Source organism: Streptacidiphilus sp. EB103A, from assembly GCF_041261405.1.
Classification (GTDB): Bacteria; Actinomycetota; Actinomycetes; order Streptomycetales; family Streptomycetaceae; genus Streptacidiphilus.
Genome location: NZ_JBGCAQ010000003.1, coordinates 315,042 through 335,725, shown reverse-complemented (window position 1 = coordinate 335,725; position 20,684 = coordinate 315,042). Strand labels below are relative to the sequence as shown.

The following is a 20,684-nucleotide window of genomic DNA, read 5'->3' as shown; positions in this document are numbered from 1 at the left end:
CCCTTCGTCAGGCCGGGGCGACGGCCGAGTCGCCTGACTCCCGCTGCTCCGGCTGCTCCTGGAGTCCGCGGCGCAGGCCCAGCAGCGCCACCACACAGGCCAGCGCCATCACCCCGGCCATGATGGAGAAGACCGTCTGGGTGGCCCGGGCGAAGTCCAGCCGGACGAACGGGGGGATGGCCGCGGTGCTGCCACCGGAACCCGTGCCCGAGTTGGCGTTGGCCACCCTGACCGCCTCCGCGTGGCTCAGTCCCTGGGAGGTGAGCGAGGAGACCAGGTGCGAGCGGGTCTCGGTGACCATCACGGTGCCGAGGATCGCCAGGCTGAGGCTGGAGCCGTAGTTGCGCACCGTCTGGGTGATCCCGGTGGCCTCGCCGTAGGAGAGGCTGGAGGCCCGGTTGACCGCGTCGGTGTTGGCCGGGCCCATCATCAGGCCCATCCCGGCGCCGGCGACGACGATCATCCACAGCTCCTTGTTGAAGTCGAGTGTGGTCAACTGCCTGGCCCAGAGGTAGAAGCCGACCGCGGCGACGGCGCAGCCGATGACGACCGGGCGCTTGGCTCCGACCCGGTCCAGCATCCGTCCGCCGATCTGCGCGGCGACCACGAAGCCGAGGAAGAAGTAGAGCAGGCTCTCCCCGGCCTGGGACGCCTTCTGGTCGAGACTGACGGCGGCGTACTCGCTGGCGAAGAAGAACATCGGGACGAACACCATCATGGCGATGCCCAGGATGACGTTCTGGACCACGAACGCCCGGTTGCCGAAGATCGAGACGTTCATCAGCGGCGAGGTGACGGTCTTCTCGTAGCGGTAGAACAGCACCAGCAGCACCAGCCCGAGGCCGATGCTCAGACCGATGCCGGGGTTGCTCCAGCCCCAGATGTTCGACTGCTGGAAGCCGAAGACGCTGAGCGCGACGCCGCCGGCGATCAGCGCCAGGCCGCGGTAGTCCATCGGCGCGGGGCGATGCCGGGTCGTCGGCCTGGAGATCACGATGAGCACCAGCGCGATCAGCGCGATCGGGATGTTGACCCAGAAGATGGCCCGCCAGGTCCAGGCGCTGAGGTAGCCGCCGAGCACCGGTCCCACCGCGGTCAGCCCGCCGGCGATGCCGAAGAAGAGGGCCAGCGCCCGGCCGCGCTCCCGGAGTTCGTAGGTGTTGACGACGATGGCCAGCGCCGCCGGGTACATCAGCGCGCCGCCCACGCCCTGGAGCGCGCGGAAGGCCACGATCCAGGTCTCGGCCAGGCTGCCCTTGGGCGTGAGCCCGCACAGGGCGGAGGCGCCGGCGAACACGATCACGCCGATGGTGACCATCCTCCGGTGGCCCATGGTGTCGGCCAGCCGCCCGCCGTAGGCGAACAGCGCCGCCATGGTGAGCAGATAGGAGTTGACGGCCCACTGCATCCCGGTGCTCGACAGACCGAGCTCGCTCTGGATCTTCGGTGCCGCGATCGACACGATGGTCTGGTCGATGAAGGTCATCGCCACCGCGAAAATCATCGCGGTCAGCACCAGATTCTTCCGGCCCGTTCCCACGGCCCCTGGGCTCACACTGCTCACTCGGTCAGCTCCCCCTGCTTGTCATCGCCCTGTGCGGTGCTTGTACGGACGCTGAGAGTAGCGGTTCCCCGGCCAGGTGGCGCTAGGACGGCGCTCCGGACCGGAGCGCCTGCTGCGCGGTGGTGATGAAGGCCTCCCGGCGCAGTTCGATCTCGTCCATGGAGCCCCGTCCGGTGCCGAGGAGGTCGACCAGCCCACGGGCGGCGCTCGCGGTGTCGGCGGGTCCCTCCAGGAGCACGGCGGCGAAGGCACGACGCAGCGCGGGGAGGTCGGCGGGATCGCCGACGCGGGTCCTGCGGGTCAGCGCCAGCACCTCGGCGGCGGCGAGGAACTCCGCGTAGACGCCCCTGCGCAGGTCGAGGAGGCGGACCGCGCGCTGGTCCTGCAAGGTCATCCGGACCGTCTCCAGCACGGCGTCCGCCTGCCTGCCCCCGGAGACACGGGTGTACCACCCGGTCACCAGGCTCCCGGCGACCGCGGCGCAAGCGGTCATCAGTGCGATCCCCCACCCAACCATGGGGACATTCTTTCGACCGACGCCCTCGCCCGCAGCGGTATGCCGAAGCCGGCCGCGCGAAGAGCTCCGTTCACCCGCACGGGCCAGGGCTGCGGCCCAGCGAGGGCGGATCCCGGCAACCCCTGGTAGCACGGAGTCACACAACTGGAGGGGATCCGTCCGGACGCGTTGCGCGACCGGCCCCGTCGAGTGGAGGACTGCCCCGTGGCACAGCAACTCGCTCTCTCCGTCAACTTCAGCCAGGGCTTCAACGACGCCTGGTCGAAGATCGCCACTTTCGTCCCGCAGTTCCTGGCCTTCCTGGCGATCCTCGTCATCGGCTGGTTCGTGGCCCGGCTGCTCGCCAGGGTTCTGGACCGGGTGCTGCGCAAGGTCGGCTCGGAGAAGCTCTCCGAGCGCTCCGGGGTGGCCCGGATGCTCCGGAACTCCGACAACGACGGCACCGGGATCATCTGCAGGATCGTCTACTACGTGATCATGCTGATGGTGCTCCAGCTGGCGCTGGGCGTCTTCGGGACGAACCCGATCAGCACCATGATCAACAGCATTGTGGCCTGGCTGCCGAAGGCCATCGTCGCGATCGTGATCATCGTGGTCGCGATGGCCATCGCCAATGCGGTGCGCGGCATCGTCAGCGGCGCGCTCAGCGGGGTCTCCTACGGCCACCGGATGGGCACCGTGGTCTGGGGCTTCATCGTGGCCCTGGGCGTCATCGCCGCGCTGGGCCAGGTCGGCATCGCCACCTCGGTGTCCCAGCCGGTGCTGATCGCCGTCCTCGCCGCCGTGGTCGGCATCGCCGTCGTCGGCGTCGGCGGCGGCCTCATCATCCCGATGCGGGCCCGATGGGAGCGCTGGCTCGACGCGGCCGAGCGGGAGACCGCCAACGCCCGCGGCAGCCTGGAGGCATACCAGGCCGGACGTGCGGACGCCCTGGAGGGCCGGCCGGCGCAGCGGCCGACCCCGATGGCCGGCTCCGGTCCCGGACAGACCATGGACCGGGGCATGGACCGGGGCGAGGGTCAGGACGGCGGTACCGGCCCGCGGTAGAACCGTCGCCCGACGCTACGCGGCGAGCAGCCGGTGCTGGTGCGCCAGCCAGCAGATCGCAGTCAGCCGGCACACCGCGAAGTCGTACCCGACCGGCTCCCGCCAGCCCGTCTCGGCGAGGACGTCGGTGAAACCGAGGGCGTAGTCCGACAGCGCCTCACGGTCCAGGGGCCGGAGCCCGAGCTCCGGCCCCTGCGCGTGCAGGCGCTCGCGTACGGCGGCAGCGTGCTGGTCGACCTCCGCCACGAACCCGGGCTCGAACGCGAACTCCGCGAAGCGCGGCGTGAACACGGCGGCGACCTCGGCCAACGGGTCACGGGGGGCAGCAGCGGACATCCGCCCACCCTAGGCCGGAAACCCGCCCGTTCCGGCCGCCGAGTTACCCGGCTCACATGGGACCTGCGCCACATCCATGCCGACCGCTCTCCGCGAGCCCCGGCGGACGGGCGCTCCGGCCGACGCCGGGTCAGTCGCGGCGGCCACGCTCCCAGCCGCCGCGTCTGCGGCGGTCCTTGGGGTCCTCCGGGGGCGGGTAGGGGTTGCGGCGGCGGATGCCCCGGGACTGGATGCGGTCGCGGAGGTTGGTCGGCGCCAGGAAGTCGGCCCAGCGCTCGGGGTACTCGGACGGGGCCTCGCCCTCCGCCTCCTCGCCCTCCGGCGGCGGGTTGGCGGCCTTGTTGCGCACCGCGGCACGGCGGGCCTCGGCACGGCGTACCAGCTCCGCCGCGGCCTCCTCGCGGGCCCGCTCGTTCTCGGCCCGGGCCATCGCGGTCTCGCGGCTGGGCCACATCCGGTCGATGGCGGCGTTCATCGCCGCGCCGACCAGCACCGCGAGCGCCGTCACGCCGATCCACAGCAGCACCGCCACCGGCGCGGCCAGCGACCCGTACACGGTCGGCCCCTCGACGGCGTTCACCAGGTAGAACCGGAGGATGCCGCTGCCGAGCACCAGCACCAGCAGCGCCACCAGCGCCCCGGGCAGGTCCTCCTTCCACGGGGTCCGCACCGGGACGGCCACATGGTAAAGGGTCGTCAGGAACACCACGGAGAGCACCATCGCGCCGGGCCAGTACAGCGCGTGCACCAGCCCCGCCGACTGCGGAAAGGCGTCGACCACCTGCCCGGGGCCGGCCACCACCAGCGGCAGCACGATGGTGCTGACGATCAGCGCGACGATGTAGAGGCCGAGCGACAGCATCCTGGTGTGGATGATCCCGCGCTTGCCCTCCAGCCCGTACATGATGGTCACGGTCTCGACGAAGACGTACAGCGCCCGCGAACCCGACCAGAGCGCCAGCATGAAGCCGATCGAGATCAGGTCGGGCCGGCCGGCGCTGAAGACGCTGTTCAGCAGGGGTTTGACGGTCTGGTCGATGGAGGACGGCGAGAGCACGGTCGACGCCGCGTTGAGGATGTCCTGTTCCAGCACCTTGATGGTGTTCGCGCTGAGGTAACCCAGGGTCCCCGCGACGCAGAGCAGCAGCGGCGGCACGGACATCAGCGTGAAGAACGCCACCTCGGCGGCGAGCCCGGTGACCCGGTACTCCATGCAGGTGTTGGTGGTGTCCTTGACCAGCTGCCAGGCGATCGACCGGTACGGCGCACCCGCCCGCCGCCCGGCGGCGCGCCGGGACGGCCTGGCTCTGTGCCGGGCCTTCGGAGAGGGGGTTTCGCCTGCTGGTTGCACTCTCAGAGAGTATCCAACCAGCAGACCCCAACCCGGCACACGCTAAAGGGGCGCGGGGCTCTGCTTACTGAACTACGCGCGCTGCCAACCACGCACCTCCGTGCACCGCCCGCGCAGCCCCGCCACCCACCCCGTTACGCCCCCGAAGCATCCAGCATCCCCTCACGAGGAACGATCTTCACCCGCTCCCGCCCCTGCGCCTCCCCGAGCGCCTTCTCGGCCGCGTCCAGCCGGTACCACCCGTCCCACGTCGTGTACCGCACCCCCGCCGCCGCCAGGAACTCCGTCACCGCGTCCTCCCCCGGCGCGGCGGCCGCAGCCAGCCTCCCGGCCTGGAAGTCGGCGATCAGGTTGGCGACGGTCTCGTTGGCGTCGCCCTTGGTGTGGCCGATCAGGCCGACCGGGCCGCGCTTGATCCAGCCGGTGACATAGGTGGACGTCAGGTGCTCGCCGTTCTCGACCACCCGCCCGGCCTCGTGCGGCACCGTCCCGGTCTCCTCGTCCCAGGGCAGCTTGGGCAGCTCGGAGGAGAGGTAGCCGACGGCGCGGTAGACGGACTGGATGTCCCAGTCGGTGAACCTGCCGGTGCCCTTCACATTGCCGGTGCCGTCCAGCTCGGTGCGCTCGGTGCGCAGCCCGACCACCCGGCCGTCCTCGCCGAGCACCTCGGTCGGGGACTCGAAGAAGTGCAGGAAGAGCTTGTGCGGGCGGTCGCCGACATCGCGGATGGCCCAGTTCTCCAGCGTGGAGGCGACCATGTCGGCCTGCTTGTTGGAGCGGCGGGTGGTGATGCTGCCCTCGTCGTAGTCGATGTCCTCGGGGTTGACGATGACCTCGATGTTCGGCGAGTGGTCCAGCTCGCGCAGTTCCATCGGGCTGAACTTGGCCTGGGCCGGGCCGCGGCGTCCGAACACGTGCACCTCCAGCGCCTTGTTCGCGGCCAGGCCCTCGTAGACGTTGGCCGGGATCTCGGTGGGGAGCAGCTCGTCCCCGGTCTTGGCGAGGATGCGGGCCACGTCGAGGGCGACATTGCCGACGCCGAGGACGGCGACCTTCTCGGCCTCCAGCGGCCAGGTGCGCGGGACGTCGGGGTGACCGTCGAACCAGGAGACGAAGTCGGCGGCGCCGTAGGAGCCCTCCAGTTCGATGCCGGGGATGTTCAGCTCCCGGTCGGCACTGGCGCCGGTGGAGAAGATGACGGCGTCGTAGAACTGGCGCAGGTCGTCCAGGTTGAGGTCACCGGGGTAGTCGATGTTGCCGAAGAGACGTATCTGCGGCTTGTCGAGCACCTGGTGCAGCGCGGTGATGATGCCCTTGATGCGGGGGTGGTCGGGTGCGACGCCGTAGCGGATCAGTCCGAAGGGGGCCGGCATCCGCTCGAACAGGTCGATGGAGACACCGGGGTCGGCCGCGACGTCGGACTTCATCAGGGCGTCGGCGGCGTAGATCCCGGCGGGGCCGGCTCCGACGATGGCGACCCGCAGAGGGCGAGGCATGTGGTGTTTCCTTCGATCTGGACGGCAGGCGAGACTCCGGTAAGGGTAAGCATGCCTAACGCCGATCGAGGAACAGTACCCGGTTCCGGCCTATGAGTGCATAAGCCGACCTTATGACTACTCAAAGATCGGGATGGACCCGGACCGCGTCAGCGCCGCAGCGCGGGCAGCATCCGCTCCCATGCCTCCGGGTCGTCCAGGGCCACCATGACCAGCTGGTAGCAGGCGCGATGGCAGAGCTCCACCAGCTCGGCCCGCGGCATCCGCTCCGCCGCAGGCTGATCCAGCCAGGCCAGCACGACCTCCTCCATGAAGGCCTGCCACCCGTGCACCGCCATGGCCACCCGCGGACTCGGCGGCATCCCGGCGTCCATCAGACCCGCGGTGATCCACTCGGTGAAGGTGGTCCGCATCGCCCGGTGCAGCGCCTTCATCTCCGCATTGTCGCCGGTGGTGGTCAGCCGGACCACGGCGAGATAGAGGGAGGGGTGCCGGGAGACCTGCTCGACGAAGGTGTCGATACCGGAGCGCAGCTGTTCGGAGGGGGTGAGCGCGGGGTCGGGGCGCACATGGTCGAGCAGTTCCGCCGCCACCGCGTGCAGCACCGCCTGCCGCAGCTTGCGCTGCGAGCCGAAGTAGTGGAACAGCAGCCCCGGCGAGACCCCCACCTCCTCGGCCACCGCCTCCACCGAGAGGTCGTCGATGCTGCGGGCTTCGAGCAGGCCGCGGGCGGCAGCGAGGATCTGCGTCTTGCGGTCGGCGGGGGACAGCCGGGAGCCGGGGGAACGAACCATGCGCACAGTCTATTGACTTGTCCTCAATAGACCCTACTGTTGAGTAAGCATCAATAAGACATCGGTCAGGGAGGACCCCATGCCCCACAACCCGGCCGGGGACGGCGAACACCACGGTCTCGTCCTGCAGCCCAGGAACGTGCAGTTCGACTGGAACGCCCTGCCGATGCACTGGATCCCCGGCGAGCCGATGGCCACCCATGTGATCAATGTGCTGCACCTGCTGCTCCCCGAGGGCGAGCGCTGGTTCGTGCGGACCTTCAAGGAGGCGCTTCCGCTGATCCGCGACGAGCGGCTGCGCGAGGAGGTGCTGGGCTTTGTCGGCCAGGAGGCCATTCACGCCGAGGCGCACCAGGGGGTGCTGGACCACCTGCTGGCCAAGGGCCTCGACCCGCGCCCCTACACCCGCCAGGCCGAGTACCTTTTCCAGCGGGTGCTGGGCGAACACCCGGAGCTGACCGGTACGGCGGCCCGGGAGAACCTGATCGAGCGGGTCGCCGTGATCGCCGCCATCGAGCACTTCACCGCCTTCCTCGGCGACTGGGTGCTGAACGCGGACGCCCTGGACCGGGCCGGGGTCGACCCGACCATGCTGGACCTGATCCGCTGGCACGGCGCCGAGGAGGTCGAGCACCGCAGCGTCGCCTTCGACCTGCTCCGGCACCTGGACCAGGGGTACACCCGGCGGATCCGCGCCATGGCGATCACCGGACCGGTGCTGGTGCACCTCTGGGTCCGCGGCACCCGCTTCCTGATGGCCAACGATCCGACGCTCGTCCCCGGGCAGGCCCGTGCCAGCTGGCGGGCGTACACCGCGGCGTCGAAGCGCGGGCTGCTGCCGCGGCTGGGCAGGGCCGCCCGCTCGGCGGCGCGCTACCTCAGCCGGGGCTACCACCCGACCCAGGAGGGCTCCACCCGGCAGGCCGTCGCCTACCTGGGCACCTCCCCGGCCGCCCGCGCCGCCGCGCACTGACCCAGCGCATCGACCCCGAGGACCACGCCACCCCATGAGCCCCGAACCCACCCCGCTGCCGCCCCCGCCCGACCTGTACGGGCGCGGACGCGACGACCGCTTCATGCGCTTCCTGGACACGGTCACCCGCTTCTACCTGCCCATCAGCACCCGCAGGGACCGCTACGGCCGCCGTACCGTGCCATCCACGTCGGCGCTGCTGCCGGCGGTGGTGGCCGCCCGCACCGTCGAGGCCGAGGGCGTGGTCTCGCTCCACCTGCGGTCCGCTGACAGCAGCGTCCCACTGCCCGCCTGGCAACCGGGCGCGCACCTGGACGTCGAGCTGCCGTCGGGACTGCGCCGCCAGTACTCCCTGTGCGGCGACCCGGCCGACCGCAACAGCTACCGGATCGCGGTACGCCGGATCGACACCGGTGCCGGCGGTTCCCTGGAGATTCACCAGAATCTCCCAGTGGGCAGCGAATTGACGATCAGTCACCCACGCAATGCCTTCCCCTTCGCCGCCGACCCGGCCGTGCTGCTGATCGCCGGGGGCATCGGGATCACCCCGCTGCTGCCGATGGCCCGCGAGGCGGCCCGGCGCGGCCTGGACTGGCGGCTGGTCCACACCGGCCGCTCCCGCGCCACCATGCCCTTCGCCGCCGAGCTCGGCGCGCTCGACCGGGACGGCGGGCGCCTGGTGCTCCGTCCCGACGACGAGCACGGCGGACCCGCCGACGCCGCCGAACTCCTCGGCCACGCCCCCGGGCCCGGCGCGGCCGTCTACATGTGCGGCCCGGCGCCGATGCTGGACTCGGTCCGCGCCGCCTTCGACGACTCCCCCGCCCGCGCGCTGCACTTCGAACGCTTCTCCGCCGCCCCGGTCACCGACGGCCGACCGTTCACCCTGCGGCTGCGCCGCAGCGGGGTGACCCTCGCCGTCCCCGCCGACCGGTCCGCCCTGGACGTGCTGCGCGAGCACGACCCCGCCACGCCCTACTCCTGCTGTCAGGGCTACTGCGGCGTCTGCCGCCGCAATGTCACGGCCGGCACGGTCGAGCACCGCGACCGCAGGCTCAGCGACCAGGAGCGGGCCGAGGGCCAGATGCTCGTCTGCGTGTCCCGCGCCCCCGAGGGCGAATGCCTCGAACTGGACGGATGACCCCGATGACCACAGCTGTGAAGACCCCGCCCCGCTTCCCCTACGACGCCCACGACCTGGACCGCTTCCGCGAGTTGCAACAGCTCGCCTACGGCTGCGCCGAGAGCGTCGCCGCCTGGCTGGCCCCTGGCGTCACCGAGCGCGAGGCCGCCCAGCGGCTGCGCCGCGAGCTCGTTGCGGCCGGGGTCCAGGACTTCTTCCACATCCCCTTCGCCTGGTTCGGCGACCGCACCGCCTTCCGGCACTTCCGCACCCCGCTGCAGTTCTTCGCCAGCGGCCGCCGGCTGGAGGAGGGCATGTGCTTCGTGCTGGACTGCGCCCCGGTGGTGGACGGCTACACCGCGGACATCGGCTACGCCGGGAAGGTCGGCGACAACCCGATCTGGGACATGATCGCCCAGGACCTGCGCCAGTACCGGGAACTGATCCTCCGTGAGGTGAAGGCCAGGCGGCCGCTGAACGAGGTGTACGCCTCGGTGGACGCGCTGATCGCCGAGCACGGATACGACAACCGGCACCGGGTCTACCCGGGCCGGGTGATCGGCCACCAGGTGACCAGGACGCTCCAGCGCGGCCCGGCCGGGGTCAACCTGTTCGGCTTCGGCGTGCGCACCCTGCAGACGCTGGGCCGCGAACTGGTCAGCGAGCGGCTCCAGGGCCGCAGCCCGCTCTGGGCGGACGGCCGCTCCTCGCAGCACCCGCCGACGCCGGGGCTGTGGGCGGTCGAGCCGCACATCGGCTTCCGGGACGTGGGGCTGAAGTTCGAGGAACTGCTGGTCGTCACCGAGGACGACGCCTACTGGCTGGACGACGACCTGCCGCACGTCCGGCGCTGGGAGCAGAACCGATGACCGCCGCGATCCGCCGGAGCACGGTCACCGGTCCTTCCGGGCTGCCGCTCTCGGTCCACACCGAAGGCGACCCCGCCCACCCCACCGTGATCCTGGTGCACGGCTACCCCGACACCCACCGGGTCTGGGACGACGTCGCCGCCGACCTGGTCGCCGACCACCAGGTGGTCCGCTACGACGTCCGCGGCGCGGGCGGCTCGGGCCGTCCCGAGCGCGTCCGCGACTACCGGCTGGAGCATCTGGCCGACGACCTGACGGCCGTCGCGGACGCCGTCAGCCCGAACCGGTCGGTCCATGTGGTGGCGCACGACTGGGGCTCCATCCAGTCCTGGGAGGCGGTCACCCGCCCCGGCGCGGAGGCCCGGATCGCCTCGTACACCTCCATCTCCGGGCCCTGCCTGGACCACATCGGCCACTGGGCCAGGCACCGGATGGCCAGGCCGACTCCGCGCCATCTCGCCCAGCTGGCCGGGCAGGCGGCGCACTCCTGGTACATCGTCGCGTTCCATCTGCCGGGGGTGGCGCCGCTCGCCTGGCAGCACGGGTTGGCCGCCCGCTGGGACTCGGTGCTGCGCCTGGTCGAAGGGGTCACGCCACGCGAAGGGGAGCCGCGCATACAGGACCGCCGATCCGCCCGGGAGCTGGCGGGCGACGCGGTGCGCGGCATCGGGCTCTACCGCGCCAACATGCTGCCGCGGCTGCTGAACCCGGGGCAGCGGCCGACCCTCGTACCGGTGCAGACGATCACCCTCACCGAGGACAACTACGTCAGCCCGGCGCTGACCGAGGGCCTGGAGCGATGGGCGCCGCAGCTGTGGCGGCGCACCATCCCGGTCGGCCACTGGGGAGCGCTGCTGGAGAAGGGAACCACCGTGGCACGCATGGTCCGCGAGTTCGTCGCCCACCACGAGGGCGGGGCCGCGCTGCCCAGGGCTCCGCGCCGACTGGTCGTGCTGACCGGCGCGGGCAGCGGCATCGGCCGGGCCACCGCGCTGGCCTTCGCGGAGCGGGGCGCCGAGGTGGTGCTGCTGGACCGCGACCTGCCGTCCGCCGAGCGCACCGTCGAGCTGGCCCGGCTGCTGGGCGCGACCGCCCACGCCTACCAGGTGGACGTCTCCGACGGCGCCGCCATGAACGCCCTGGCCGCCAAGGTCGCGGCCGAGCACGGGGTCCCCGACGTGCTGGTCAACAACGCCGGCGTCGGGCACTCGGGCAGCTTCCTGGAGACCACCGAGGCGGAGTGGAAGCGGGTGCTGGACGTCAACCTCTGGGGCGTCATCCACGGCTGCCGCGCCTTCGGCTCGCTGATGGCCGCGCGCGGCGAGGGCGGACACATCGTCAATCTGGCCTCGGCGGCTGCCTACCTGCCGTCCCGGATGCTGGCCGCCTACGCCACCAGCAAGGCGGGGGTCTCCATGCTCTCCGACTGCCTGCGCGCCGAGCTGGCCGACCAGGGCATCAAGGTGTCGGCGATCTACCCGGGCATCGTCAACACCAACATCACCCGCAACACCACCTTCTCCGGCCTGGACGACGCCGAGCAGACGGCGCAGCGCCGCCGGGTCAGCGGCCTCTACGCCCGCCGCAACTTCCCGCCCGAGAAGGTCGCCGCCGCGATCGTCCGGGCCGTCGCCGACGACCGCCCCTTCGTCCCGGTGACGGTCGAGGCCAAGGCCGCCCGGGTGCTGGGCCGCCTCTCCCCCGGCCTGATCCGCGCCGCGGCCCGCCTCAGGCTGGGCTAACGGACAGGAGTGAACTACCGTGGCCGCTATGAGCACCCATGACGTCACCAACCAGGCCCCGCCGCTGGTCGACTACGACGTGTACGGGGCCGACGCCGCGCTGCGCGAGGGTGTGGCGCGGTACGCGGCGCCGGAGCGGCTGCCGGAGATCGACGGCGAGCTCGGGCAGCTCGGACGGGCCGCCGGTTCGGCGGAGGCGCAGCACTGGGGCGAGCTGGCGAACGTACACGAGCCGGTGCTGCGCACCCACGACCGCTACGGCAACCGGATCGACGAGGTCGAGTTTCATCCTGCGTGGCACTCGCTGATGGACCGCGCCGTGGTCGCCGGTCTGACCGGCGACGCCTGGACCCGTCCGGACGGGCATCTGCGCCGGGCCGCCGGGTTCATGGTGTGGTCGCAAGCCGAGTACGGGCACGGCTGCCCGGTCTCGATGACCCACGCCGCCGTCCCCGCGCTGCGGACCGACCCGGCGCTGGCCGAGCAGTGGGTGCCGCTGCTGACCTCCCGTACGTACGACTTCGGGCTGCGGGCGCCGCACCGGAAGCGGGGCGTGCTGGCCGGGATGGGGATGACCGAGAAGCAGGGCGGCTCGGACGTCCGGGCCAACACCACCCGGGCCGAGCCGCTGGCGGCGGACGGCGAGTACGTGCTGACCGGCCACAAGTGGTTCTGCTCCGCCCCCATGTCGGACGTCTTCCTGGTGCTGGCGCAGGCGCCGGGCGGGCTGACCTGCTTCGTGCTGCCCCGGGTGCTCCCGGACGGCAGCCGCAACACGTTCAGGATCCAGCGGCTCAAGGACAAGCTGGGCAACCGCTCCAACGCCTCCTCCGAGGTCGAGTTCGACGGCACCACCTGGGCGCAGCGGCTCGGCCCGGAAGGACGCGGGGTGCCGACCATCATCGAGATGGTGGCGGCCACCCGGATGGACTGCGTGCTGGGCTCCACCTCGCTGATGCGGCAGGCCCTGGCCCAGGCGGCGCACCACGCCGCGCACCGCAGCGCCTTCGGCGGCCCGCTGGTCGACAAGCCGCTGATGCGCAATGTCCTCGCCGATCTGGCGCTGGAGTCCGAGGCGGCCACCGCGACCGCGCTGCGGCTCGCCTCCGCCTTCGACACGGACACCCCGCAGGAGCGGGAGTTCCGCCGATTGGCGGTCGCGGTGTCCAAATACTGGATTACCAAGCGCTGTCCGGTGGTCGCCGCCGAGGCGCTGGAGTGCCTGGGCGGTAACGGCTACGTCGAGGAGTCGGGGATGCCGCGGCTGTTCCGCGAGTCCCCGCTGAACTCGGTCTGGGAGGGCTCGGGCAATGTGAACGCCCTGGACGTGCTGCGCGTCCTGGCCCGGGAGCCGCAGGTTGTGGACGCCTTCCTGGCCGAGCTGCGGCTCGCCGAGGGCGCCGACCGGCACTTCGACGCCGCCGTGAAGGAGCTGCTCGCCGAGCTCGCCGACCCGGCCGAGCTGGAGACCCGGGCCCGCCGGGTGGTGGAGCGGCTGGCGCTGCTGCTGCAGGCGTCGCTGCTGCTGAGGCATGCCCCGGCCGCCGTCGCCGACGCCTTCTGCGTCTCCCGCCTGGGCGGCGACCGGGGTACGACCTTCGGTACGCTGCCACCGGGCCTCGATCTCGCGGCGATCGTGGCCCGGACCCGGCCGACGATCGGATAGTCCCACCATCCGAGACACAATTGTTCATATTCTGGACGCCGGTGGACGCAAGAAAGCTCGGCGTGCGACGCTTCTTCCATGTCCGGTGCCGGAACTGCCTTGGTCGGTCGACTTCACGTCGATCTCGGCCGCATGTCCAGCGCCATCTGTCCGGTGACCTGAGTCCCCTACCGCCGCTGCCGTATCCCCCAAAAATGCGTCGCCGTCTGTCGGTCCGGTCAGGTTCACCGCAAGCTCCGCCCGCACGAGCCGAGCACAACCGTGCAGGTCAATGCTGCTGCGCAGACCGGGAACCGACGCCGAGCCCCAGGCCCCCGCCACTCTGCCGAAGGACTGCACCATGGCCTCCACCCCCACCCCTGACGACGCCGCCGCGCGCCGCCCGGCGGCCACCCGCAAGGTGACCCGCCACCGCGGTGAGGGCCAGTGGGCCATGGGTCATTTCACTCCACTGAACGCCAACGAGCAGTTCAAGAAGGACGACGACGGTCTCAATGTGCGGACACGCATTGAGACGATCTACTCCCAGCGCGGCTTCGACTCCATCGACCCGGCCGACCTCCGCGGCCGGATGCGCTGGTGGGGCCTCTACACCCAGCGCAAGGCCGGCATCGACGGCGGCAAGACCGCCATCCTGGAGCCGCACGAGCTGGACGACGAGCACTTCATGCTGCGGATCCGCATCGACGGCGGCCGGCTGACCACCGCTCAGCTGCGCGCCATCGGCGAGGTCTCCGAGACCTACGCCCGCGGCACCGCCGACATCACCGACCGGCAGAACATCCAGCTGCACTGGATCCGGATCGAGGACGTCCCGGCGATCTGGCAGAAGCTGGAGGCCGTCGGCCTGTCCACGACCGAGGCCTGCGGCGACTGCCCGCGCGTCATCATCGGCTCCCCGGTCGCCGGCATCGCCGAGGACGAGATCATCGACGGCAGCTGGGCCGTCGACGAGATCCACCGCCGCTACATCGGCGACAAGGAGTTCTCCAACCTCCCGCGCAAGTTCAAGACCGCGATCTCCGGATCGCCGGTCCAGGACGTGGTGCACGAGATCAACGACATCGCCTTCGTCGGCGTGGTCCACCCCGAGCACGGCCCCGGCTTCGACGTCTGGGTCGGCGGCGGCCTGTCCACCAACCCACGGCTGGCCGAGCGCCTGGGCGCCTGGGTCCCGCTGGAGCAGGTCCCGGACGTCTGGGCCGGCGTGGTCGGCATCTTCCGCGACTACGGCTACCGCCGGCTGCGCACCCGCGCCCGGCTGAAGTTCCTGATGGCCGACTGGGGCCCGGAGAAGTTCCGGCAGATCCTCGAGGACGACTACCTCAGGACCAGGCTGATCGACGGGCCGGCCCCGGCCGAGCCCAGCACCCGCTGGCGCGACCACGTGGGCGTCCACAAGCAGCAGGACGGCAACTTCTACGTCGGCTTCGCCCCCAAGGTCGGCCGCATCGACGGCCCGACCCTGGCGAAGATCGCCGACGTCGCCGCCGCCCACGGCTCGGGCCGGCTGCGCACCACGGTCGAGCAGAAGATGATCATCCTGGATGTGGCGCCCGACCAGGTCGACCCGCTGGTCGCGGCCCTGGACCAGCTGGACTTCCAGGTCCGCCCGTCCTCGTTCCGGCGCGGCACCATCGCCTGCACCGGCATCGAGTTCTGCAAGCTGGCCATCGTCGAGACCAAGGGCCGCGGCCACGACCTGATCGCCGACCTGGAGAAGCGCCTCCCCGACTTCGACCAGCCCATCAGCATCAACATCAACGGCTGCCCCAACGCCTGCGCCCGGATCCAGACCGGCGACTTCGGCCTCAAGGGCCAGCTGGTCCTGAACGCCGAGGGCGAGCAGGTCGAGGGCTTCCAGGTGCACCTGGGCGGCAGCCTGGGCTTCGAGGCCGGCTTCGGCCGCAAGCTGCGCGGCCTCAAGGTCACCGCCGACGAACTCCCCGACTACATCGAGCGGGTCCTGCGCCGGTTCGAGCAGGAGCGCACCGAGGACGAGCGCTTCGCCGAATGGGCGCTCCGCGCGGAGGAAGGGGCCCTGAAGTGAGCGAGCGTGCCGCACCGTTCTACTGCCCGTACTGCGGGGACGAGGACCTGCGCCCCAGTGAGGAAGGGGGCCACGGGACTTGGGAATGCGCGAGCTGTTGTCGGGCGTTCTCACTGAAGTTCCTCGGCCTGCTTTCACCGCATTCATCCACTTCTGGGGGATCGTCAGATGGCCACAGAGACTGACATACCGACCCGAACACCCGAGCAGCTCCAGGCCCTCGCCGAGCAGGCGAACCAGGAGCTGGAGAACGCCTCCGCGCAGGAGATCATGCGCTGGGCCGCCGAGACCTTCGGCCGCCGCTTCGCCGTCACCTCCTCGATGGAGGACGCGGTCGTCGCCCACCTGGCGTCCACCGCGCTGCCCGGCGTGGATGTGATCTTCCTGGACACCGGCTACCACTTCCCGGAAACCCTGGGCACCCGCGACGCCGTCGCGGAGGTCTACCCGGTCAATGTGATCACTCTCACCCCGCGCCAGACCGTGGCCGAGCAGGACGCCGAATTCGGCCCGCGGCTGCACGACCGCGACCCCGACCTCTGCTGCGCGCTGCGCAAGGTCGAGCCGCTCAACCGCGGCCTGGCCGGCTACGACGCCTGGGCGACCGGGCTGCGCCGCGACGAGTCGCCGACCCGGGCGAACACGCCGGTCGTCGCCTACGACGCCAAGCGCCGGAAGGTGAAGATCGCCCCGATCGCCCGCTGGACCCAGGAGGACGTGGACGCCTACGTCGCCGAGCACGGCATCCTGCTGAACCTGCTGCTCAGTGACGGCTACGCCTCCGTCGGCTGCTCCCCGGAGTCCTGCACCCGACGCATCCTCGCAGGCGAGGACGGTCGCTCGGGCCGCTGGGCCGGAATCGGCAAGACCGAGTGCGGCATCCATCTTTAGGGGAAGTTCTCAGACTCCTGTAGCAGTCTTGTCCCGTGCGCCCCTGATATCCCCACAGCACCCCGCCCGACCCACGCTTGGAGCAGAACCGATGACCACCACCGTCGACGCAGCGACCGCCCCGGCGGCCGCCGTGGCCGCAGCCGGCGCCACCGTGTGGCTCACCGGCCTGCCCAGCGCCGGGAAGACCACCATCGCGCTGGCCCTCGCGGAGCGGCTGCGCGCCGAGGGCCACCGGGTGGAGATCCTGGACGGCGACGAGATCCGCACCTTCCTCTCGGCCGGGCTCGGCTTCAGCCCCGAGGACCGGGACACCAACATCCAGCGGATCGGCTTCGTCGCCGAGCTGCTCGCCTCCAACGGCGTCAAGGTGCTCGCCCCGGTGATCGCCCCCTACGCCGCCTCCCGCGCCGCCGTCGCCGACCGCCACGCGCAGCAGGGGACGCCGTACCTGGAGGTGCACGTCGCCACGCCGGTCGAGGTCTGCTCCGAGCGCGACGTCAAGGGCCTGTACGCCAAGCAGGCGGCGGGCGAGATCTCCGGCCTCACCGGGGTGGACGACCCCTACGAGGCCCCCACCGCACCCGACCTGCGCATCCAGGCGCACACCCAGCCGGTGGCCGATTCGGCCACTGCTCTGCACGCACTGCTCACCGAGAGGGGACTGGCGTGACCACCGCTGCCGACATCCTGACCTCCGAGTCCTACGGGAACCCCTACGCGCTCTCGCACCTGGACGCGCTGGAGGCCGAGGCCGTCCACATCTTCCGCGAGGTGGCGGGCGAGTTCGAGCGGCCGGTGATCCTGTTCTCGGGCGGCAAGGACTCCATCGTGATGCTGCACCTGGCGCTCAAGGCCTTCTGGCCGGCCCAGGTCCCGTTCGCGCTGCTGCACGTGGACACCGGCCACAACTTCCCCGAGGTGCTGGAGTACCGCGACCGCACGGTCGCCGAGCACGGCCTGCGGCTGCACGTCGCCAAGGTCCAGGACTTCATCGACGACGGCCGGCTGCGCGAACGCCCGGACGGCCTGCGCAACCCGCTGCAGACCGTGCCGCTGCTGGACGGCATCGAGTCCAACCGCTTCGACGCGGTCTTCGGCGGCGGCCGCCGCGACGAGGAGAAGGCCCGCGCCAAGGAGCGCGTCTTCTCGCTCCGCGACGAGTTCGGCGCCTGGGACCCGCGCCGCCAGCGCCCCGAACTGTGGTCGCTCTACAACGGCCGGCACTCCCCCGGCGAACACGTCCGGGTGTTCCCGCTGTCCAACTGGACCGAGCTGGACGTCTGGCAGTACATCGAGCGGGAGAACATCGAGCTCCCGGCCATCTACTACGCGCACGAGCGCGACGTCTTCAAGCGCAACGGCATGTGGCTGACCGCGGGCGGGTGGGGCGGCCCCAAGGCCGGCGAGACCGTCGAGCGGCGCCAGGTGCGCTACCGCACCGTCGGCGACATGTCCTGCACCGGCGCCGTCGACTCCGACGCCAGGACCGTGGCCGACGTGGTCACCGAGGTGGCCGCCAGCCGTCTGACCGAACGCGGGGCCACCCGGGCCGATGACAAGGTGTCCGAGGCCGCCATGGAAGACCGCAAGCGCGAGGGGTACTTCTAAGCATGAGCACCGAACTGCACCATCCCACCCCCGCGTTGGAGACCGGGTCGGCGACCGCGCTGCTGCGCTTCGCCACCGCGGGCTCCGTCGACGACGGCAAGTCCACGCTGGTCGGCCGGCTGCTGCACGACTCCAAGTCGATCCTGACCGACCAGTTGGAGGCGGTCACCACCGCCTCGGCCAACCGCGGCCAGGACACCCCCGACCTGGCGCTGCTGACCGACGGCCTGCGGGCCGAGCGCGAGCAGGGCATCACCATCGACGTGGCCTACCGCTACTTCGCCACCGCCCGCCGCCGTTTCATCCTCGCGGACACCCCCGGCCACGTGCAGTACACCCGCAACATGGTCACCGGCGCCTCCACGGCCGAGCTGGCCGTGGTCCTGGTCGACGCCCGCAACGGCGTGGTCCAGCAGACCCGCCGACACGCCGCCGTCGCCGCACTGCTGCGCGTCCCGCACGTCGTGCTGGCCGTCAACAAGATGGACCTGGTCGACTACGCGGAGCCGGTCTTCGCGGCCATCGCCGAGGAGTTCAACGCCTACGCGGCCTCGCTCGGCGTGCCGGACGTGACCGCGATCCCGATCTCCGCGCTGGCCGGGGACAACGTGGTCGAGCCCTCCGCGCACATGGACTGGTACGGCGGCCCGACCCTGCTGGAGCACCTGGAGACCATCCCGGTCGGCTCCGACCCCTCGGACGAGCCGGCCCGCTTCCCGGTCCAGTACGTGATCCGCCCGCAGAGCGCCGAGCACCTGGACTACCGCGGCTACGCCGGCCAGCTGGCCTCCGGCGTGCTGCGGGCCGGCGACCCGGTGACGGTGCTGCCGTCCGGGTTGACCACCACCGTCGCCGGGATCGACGTGCTGGGCAAGCAGACCGACATCGCCTGGGCGCCTCAGTCGGTGACCGTCCGCCTCACCGACGACATCGACGTCTCCCGCGGCGACCTGATCGCGGCGGGCTCGGCCCCCGAGCCGACCCAGGACGTGCTGGCGACCGTCTCGCACCTGCACGAGCGCCCACTGCGGGTCGGCGACCGGGTGCTGCTCAAGCACACCACCCGAACGGTCCGGGCGATCGTCAAGCAGCTGCCCTACCGCATCGACATCGACACCCTGGACCGGGTGCCCGACCCGGAGGCGCTCCAGGTCAACGACATCGGTCAGGTAGTACTGCGCACCGCCGAACCGCTGGCCCTGGACCGCTACGCGGTGAACCGTCAGACCGGCTCGTTCCTGCTGATCGACCAGGCCGACGGCACCACGCTGACGGCCGGTATGGTCGGCGAAGCGTTCTGACCGGCACGTTCTGACCGGCACCACGACGGACGAAGGGATTCACAGGATGGGCGGCGAGGCTTTCTCCCGCATGGCGAAGGAAGGCGGGCGGGTCGGCAGCGGCGCGCTCGGTGCGGGACAGGGCGGCATAGCCCACTGTCGCGCCACGGGCTGTTGACGCTCCGTCAGACCTCCTGATCCTTCCTGCCAACCATCGTTAGGGACCCCTTCATGTCTGCTCTTCACCGCACCCGCGTCAGACGTTCGCTCGCCGTGGCCGGCGCCGGCCTGGCCGCAGTCGGTCTGCTCAGCGCCTGCGGCTACGGCTCCAAGTCGACCACGTCGTCCGCCGCCACCCAGGCCGCCGCCTCCGGTTCGGCGACCGGCGCCAAGCTCTCCGCGGACACGGTCCACATCGGCTACTTCGCCAACCTGACCCATGCGACGCCGCTGATCGGGATCCAGAACGGGCAGTTCCAGAAGGACCTGGGCTCGACCACCATCAAGACCCAGATCTTCAACGCCGGACCCTCCGAGATCGAGGCGCTGAACTCCGGTGCCATCGACATCGGCTGGATCGGCCCCTCCCCGTCGATCAACGGGTACGTGAAGTCCAAGGGCACCGCACTGAAGATCATCTCCGGCGCCACCACCGGCGGCGCGGAGCTGGTGGTCAACCCCGCGAAGATCAAGAGCGTCGCGGACCTCAAGGGCAAGAAGATCGCCACCCCGCAGCTGGCCAACACCCAGGACGTGGCGCTGCTCAACTTCCTGTCCACCAAGGGCTTCAAGGTGGACGCCAAGTCCGGTCAGGGCGACGTCTCGGTGGTCCGCACCGACAACTCGCTGACGCCGACGGCCTACCAGACCGGCGCCATCGACGGCGCCTGGGTGCCCGAGCCCACCGCCTCCAAGCTGGTGGCCGAAGGCGCGAAGGTGCTGGTCGACGAGAAGAGCCTGTGGCCGGACGGCAAGTTCGTGTCCACCAACGTGATCGTCTCGCAGACCTTTCTCAAGGCCCACCCCGACGTGGTCGAGGCGGTGCTGAAGGCGTCCGTGGACACCAACGCCTGGATCATCGCCAACCCGGCCGAGGCCAAGACCGACGCCAACACCGCGCTGACCGCGCTCACCAAGAAGGCCCTGTCCACCAAGGTCCTCGACTCGGCCTGGTCCGAGCTGTCCGTCACCAACGACCCGCTGGCCTCCTCGCTGCAGAGCGAGGCCGACCACGCGGTCACCGCCGGCCTGCTCACCAAGCCCGACCTGACCGGGATCTACGACCTGACCCTGCTCAACAAGGTCCTCACGGCAGCCGGGCAGCCGACCGTCTCCGCCGCCGGCCTCGGCGCGCAGTAGCCATGCTCCGGGGCC

At 71.1% G+C, this 20,684-nt stretch carries 20 protein-coding genes; 14 read left to right on the top strand and 6 right to left on the bottom strand.

The window, feature by feature from the left end:
* Window positions 1-7: 7 nt before the first annotated feature.
* Window positions 8-1,564 carry an MFS transporter gene (locus tag ABH941_RS06675; RefSeq protein ID WP_370127646.1) on the bottom strand — a complete coding sequence of 519 codons (1,557 nt, stop codon included), beginning with the start codon at window positions 1,562-1,564 and terminating at the stop codon, window positions 8-10.
* A gap of 82 nt (window positions 1,565-1,646) precedes the next feature.
* On the bottom strand, window positions 1,647-2,057 hold the full coding sequence (locus ABH941_RS06670) for a hypothetical protein (protein ID WP_370127644.1): 411 nt from the start codon (window positions 2,055-2,057) through the stop codon (window positions 1,647-1,649).
* A gap of 228 nt (window positions 2,058-2,285) precedes the next feature.
* On the opposite strand from ABH941_RS06670, the gene ABH941_RS06665 reads away from it, so the two are divergent.
* A complete protein-coding gene (locus ABH941_RS06665) occupies window positions 2,286-3,128 on the top strand; it encodes a hypothetical protein (protein WP_370127643.1) in 843 nt (280 codons plus the stop codon).
* A 15-nt stretch (window positions 3,129-3,143) separates the two neighbouring features.
* Here the strand turns inward: ABH941_RS06665 and ABH941_RS06660 are convergent, their stop codons facing one another.
* The 4 genes from ABH941_RS06660 to ABH941_RS06645 form a co-directional block, all read right to left on the bottom strand.
* Window positions 3,144-3,464, bottom strand: a complete 321-nt coding sequence (locus tag ABH941_RS06660; protein WP_370127642.1) for a DUF6401 family natural product biosynthesis protein — start codon at window positions 3,462-3,464, stop codon at window positions 3,144-3,146.
* A gap of 130 nt (window positions 3,465-3,594) precedes the next feature.
* Complete coding sequence (locus ABH941_RS06655) at window positions 3,595-4,815, bottom strand: YihY/virulence factor BrkB family protein (RefSeq protein WP_370127641.1); 1,221 nt, start codon at window positions 4,813-4,815, stop codon at window positions 3,595-3,597.
* A gap of 134 nt (window positions 4,816-4,949) precedes the next feature.
* The gene (locus tag ABH941_RS06650; protein WP_370127640.1) at window positions 4,950-6,311 is read right to left on the bottom strand and encodes an FAD-dependent oxidoreductase; all 1,362 of its coding nucleotides are present in this window, start codon (window positions 6,309-6,311) and stop codon (window positions 4,950-4,952) included.
* A 149-nt stretch (window positions 6,312-6,460) separates the two neighbouring features.
* On the bottom strand, window positions 6,461-7,105 hold the full coding sequence (locus tag ABH941_RS06645; protein ID WP_370127639.1) for a TetR/AcrR family transcriptional regulator: 645 nt from the start codon (window positions 7,103-7,105) through the stop codon (window positions 6,461-6,463).
* A gap of 79 nt (window positions 7,106-7,184) precedes the next feature.
* On the opposite strand from ABH941_RS06645, the gene ABH941_RS06640 reads away from it, so the two are divergent.
* The 13 genes from ABH941_RS06640 to ABH941_RS06580 all read left to right on the top strand — a co-directional run bounded on the left by ABH941_RS06640 (window position 7,185) and on the right by ABH941_RS06580 (window position 20,669).
* Window positions 7,185-8,078 carry a metal-dependent hydrolase gene (locus ABH941_RS06640; RefSeq protein ID WP_370127637.1) on the top strand — a complete coding sequence of 298 codons (894 nt, stop codon included), beginning with the start codon at window positions 7,185-7,187 and terminating at the stop codon, window positions 8,076-8,078.
* A 34-nt stretch (window positions 8,079-8,112) separates the two neighbouring features.
* The gene (locus tag ABH941_RS06635; RefSeq protein WP_370127636.1) at window positions 8,113-9,219 is read left to right on the top strand and encodes a 2Fe-2S iron-sulfur cluster-binding protein; all 1,107 of its coding nucleotides are present in this window, start codon (window positions 8,113-8,115) and stop codon (window positions 9,217-9,219) included.
* A gap of 5 nt (window positions 9,220-9,224) precedes the next feature.
* The gene (locus ABH941_RS06630; RefSeq protein WP_370127635.1) at window positions 9,225-10,070 is read left to right on the top strand and encodes a M24 family metallopeptidase; all 846 of its coding nucleotides are present in this window, start codon (window positions 9,225-9,227) and stop codon (window positions 10,068-10,070) included.
* Window positions 10,067-11,812 carry an SDR family oxidoreductase gene (locus ABH941_RS06625; protein ID WP_370127634.1) on the top strand — a complete coding sequence of 582 codons (1,746 nt, stop codon included), beginning with the start codon at window positions 10,067-10,069 and terminating at the stop codon, window positions 11,810-11,812. The genes ABH941_RS06630 and ABH941_RS06625 overlap by 4 nt, the downstream gene beginning before the upstream one ends.
* Before the next feature lie 28 nt (window positions 11,813-11,840).
* Window positions 11,841-13,478 carry an acyl-CoA dehydrogenase family protein gene (locus ABH941_RS06620; protein WP_370127633.1) on the top strand — a complete coding sequence of 546 codons (1,638 nt, stop codon included), beginning with the start codon at window positions 11,841-11,843 and terminating at the stop codon, window positions 13,476-13,478.
* Window positions 13,479-13,556: 78 nt separating this feature from the next.
* A complete protein-coding gene (locus ABH941_RS06615) occupies window positions 13,557-13,640 on the top strand; it encodes a putative leader peptide (RefSeq protein WP_332262522.1) in 84 nt (27 codons plus the stop codon).
* Between the two features lie 178 nt (window positions 13,641-13,818).
* Entirely contained in the window at window positions 13,819-15,528 is a 1,710-nt protein-coding gene (locus tag ABH941_RS06610; protein ID WP_370127632.1) for a nitrite/sulfite reductase, read from the top strand.
* A complete protein-coding gene (locus tag ABH941_RS06605) occupies window positions 15,525-15,713 on the top strand; it encodes a hypothetical protein (RefSeq protein WP_370127631.1) in 189 nt (62 codons plus the stop codon). Before ABH941_RS06610 ends, ABH941_RS06605 begins: the two co-directional genes overlap by 4 nt.
* Window positions 15,697-16,419 (top strand): phosphoadenylyl-sulfate reductase, encoded by a 723-nt coding sequence (locus ABH941_RS06600; protein ID WP_370127630.1) that lies wholly within the window; start codon window positions 15,697-15,699, stop codon window positions 16,417-16,419. Before ABH941_RS06605 ends, ABH941_RS06600 begins: the two co-directional genes overlap by 17 nt.
* A 91-nt stretch (window positions 16,420-16,510) precedes the next feature.
* Window positions 16,511-17,092, top strand: coding sequence for an adenylyl-sulfate kinase (cysC, locus tag ABH941_RS06595; RefSeq protein ID WP_370127629.1), 582 nt, complete (start codon window positions 16,511-16,513; stop codon window positions 17,090-17,092).
* A complete protein-coding gene (cysD, locus tag ABH941_RS06590) occupies window positions 17,089-18,030 on the top strand; it encodes a sulfate adenylyltransferase subunit CysD (protein WP_370127628.1) in 942 nt (313 codons plus the stop codon). Before cysC ends, cysD begins: the two co-directional genes overlap by 4 nt.
* A gap of 2 nt (window positions 18,031-18,032) precedes the next feature.
* Window positions 18,033-19,331, top strand: coding sequence for a sulfate adenylyltransferase subunit 1 (locus tag ABH941_RS06585; protein WP_370127627.1), 1,299 nt, complete (start codon window positions 18,033-18,035; stop codon window positions 19,329-19,331).
* Between the two features lie 210 nt (window positions 19,332-19,541).
* On the top strand, window positions 19,542-20,669 hold the full coding sequence (locus tag ABH941_RS06580; protein WP_370127626.1) for an aliphatic sulfonate ABC transporter substrate-binding protein: 1,128 nt from the start codon (window positions 19,542-19,544) through the stop codon (window positions 20,667-20,669).
* The last annotated feature ends 15 nt before the right edge of the window (window positions 20,670-20,684 follow it).

What these genes read in the sequence shown, in the direction of transcription:
- ABH941_RS06630 (WP_370127635.1), top strand. Translation starts at nt 9,225, where the DNA reads ATGACCACAGCTGTGAAGACCCCGCCCCGCTTCCCCTACGACGCCCAC.
- ABH941_RS06660 (WP_370127642.1), bottom strand. Translation starts at nt 3,464, where the DNA reads ATGTCCGCTGCTGCCCCCCGTGACCCGTTGGCCGAGGTCGCCGCCGTG.
- cysC (WP_370127629.1), top strand. Translation starts at nt 16,511, where the DNA reads ATGACCACCACCGTCGACGCAGCGACCGCCCCGGCGGCCGCCGTGGCC.
- ABH941_RS06620 (WP_370127633.1), top strand. Translation starts at nt 11,841, where the DNA reads ATGAGCACCCATGACGTCACCAACCAGGCCCCGCCGCTGGTCGACTAC.
- ABH941_RS06640 (WP_370127637.1), top strand. Translation starts at nt 7,185, where the DNA reads ATGCCCCACAACCCGGCCGGGGACGGCGAACACCACGGTCTCGTCCTG.
- ABH941_RS06585 (WP_370127627.1), top strand. Translation starts at nt 18,033, where the DNA reads ATGAGCACCGAACTGCACCATCCCACCCCCGCGTTGGAGACCGGGTCG.
- ABH941_RS06645 (WP_370127639.1), bottom strand. Translation starts at nt 7,105, where the DNA reads ATGGTTCGTTCCCCCGGCTCCCGGCTGTCCCCCGCCGACCGCAAGACG.
- ABH941_RS06615 (WP_332262522.1), top strand. Translation starts at nt 13,557, where the DNA reads ATGTCCGGTGCCGGAACTGCCTTGGTCGGTCGACTTCACGTCGATCTC.
- ABH941_RS06670 (WP_370127644.1), bottom strand. Translation starts at nt 2,057, where the DNA reads ATGACCGCTTGCGCCGCGGTCGCCGGGAGCCTGGTGACCGGGTGGTAC.
- ABH941_RS06650 (WP_370127640.1), bottom strand. Translation starts at nt 6,311, where the DNA reads ATGCCTCGCCCTCTGCGGGTCGCCATCGTCGGAGCCGGCCCCGCCGGG.
- ABH941_RS06580 (WP_370127626.1), top strand. Translation starts at nt 19,542, where the DNA reads ATGTCTGCTCTTCACCGCACCCGCGTCAGACGTTCGCTCGCCGTGGCC.
- ABH941_RS06610 (WP_370127632.1), top strand. Translation starts at nt 13,819, where the DNA reads ATGGCCTCCACCCCCACCCCTGACGACGCCGCCGCGCGCCGCCCGGCG.
- ABH941_RS06625 (WP_370127634.1), top strand. Translation starts at nt 10,067, where the DNA reads ATGACCGCCGCGATCCGCCGGAGCACGGTCACCGGTCCTTCCGGGCTG.
- ABH941_RS06635 (WP_370127636.1), top strand. Translation starts at nt 8,113, where the DNA reads ATGAGCCCCGAACCCACCCCGCTGCCGCCCCCGCCCGACCTGTACGGG.
- ABH941_RS06600 (WP_370127630.1), top strand. Translation starts at nt 15,697, where the DNA reads ATGGCCACAGAGACTGACATACCGACCCGAACACCCGAGCAGCTCCAG.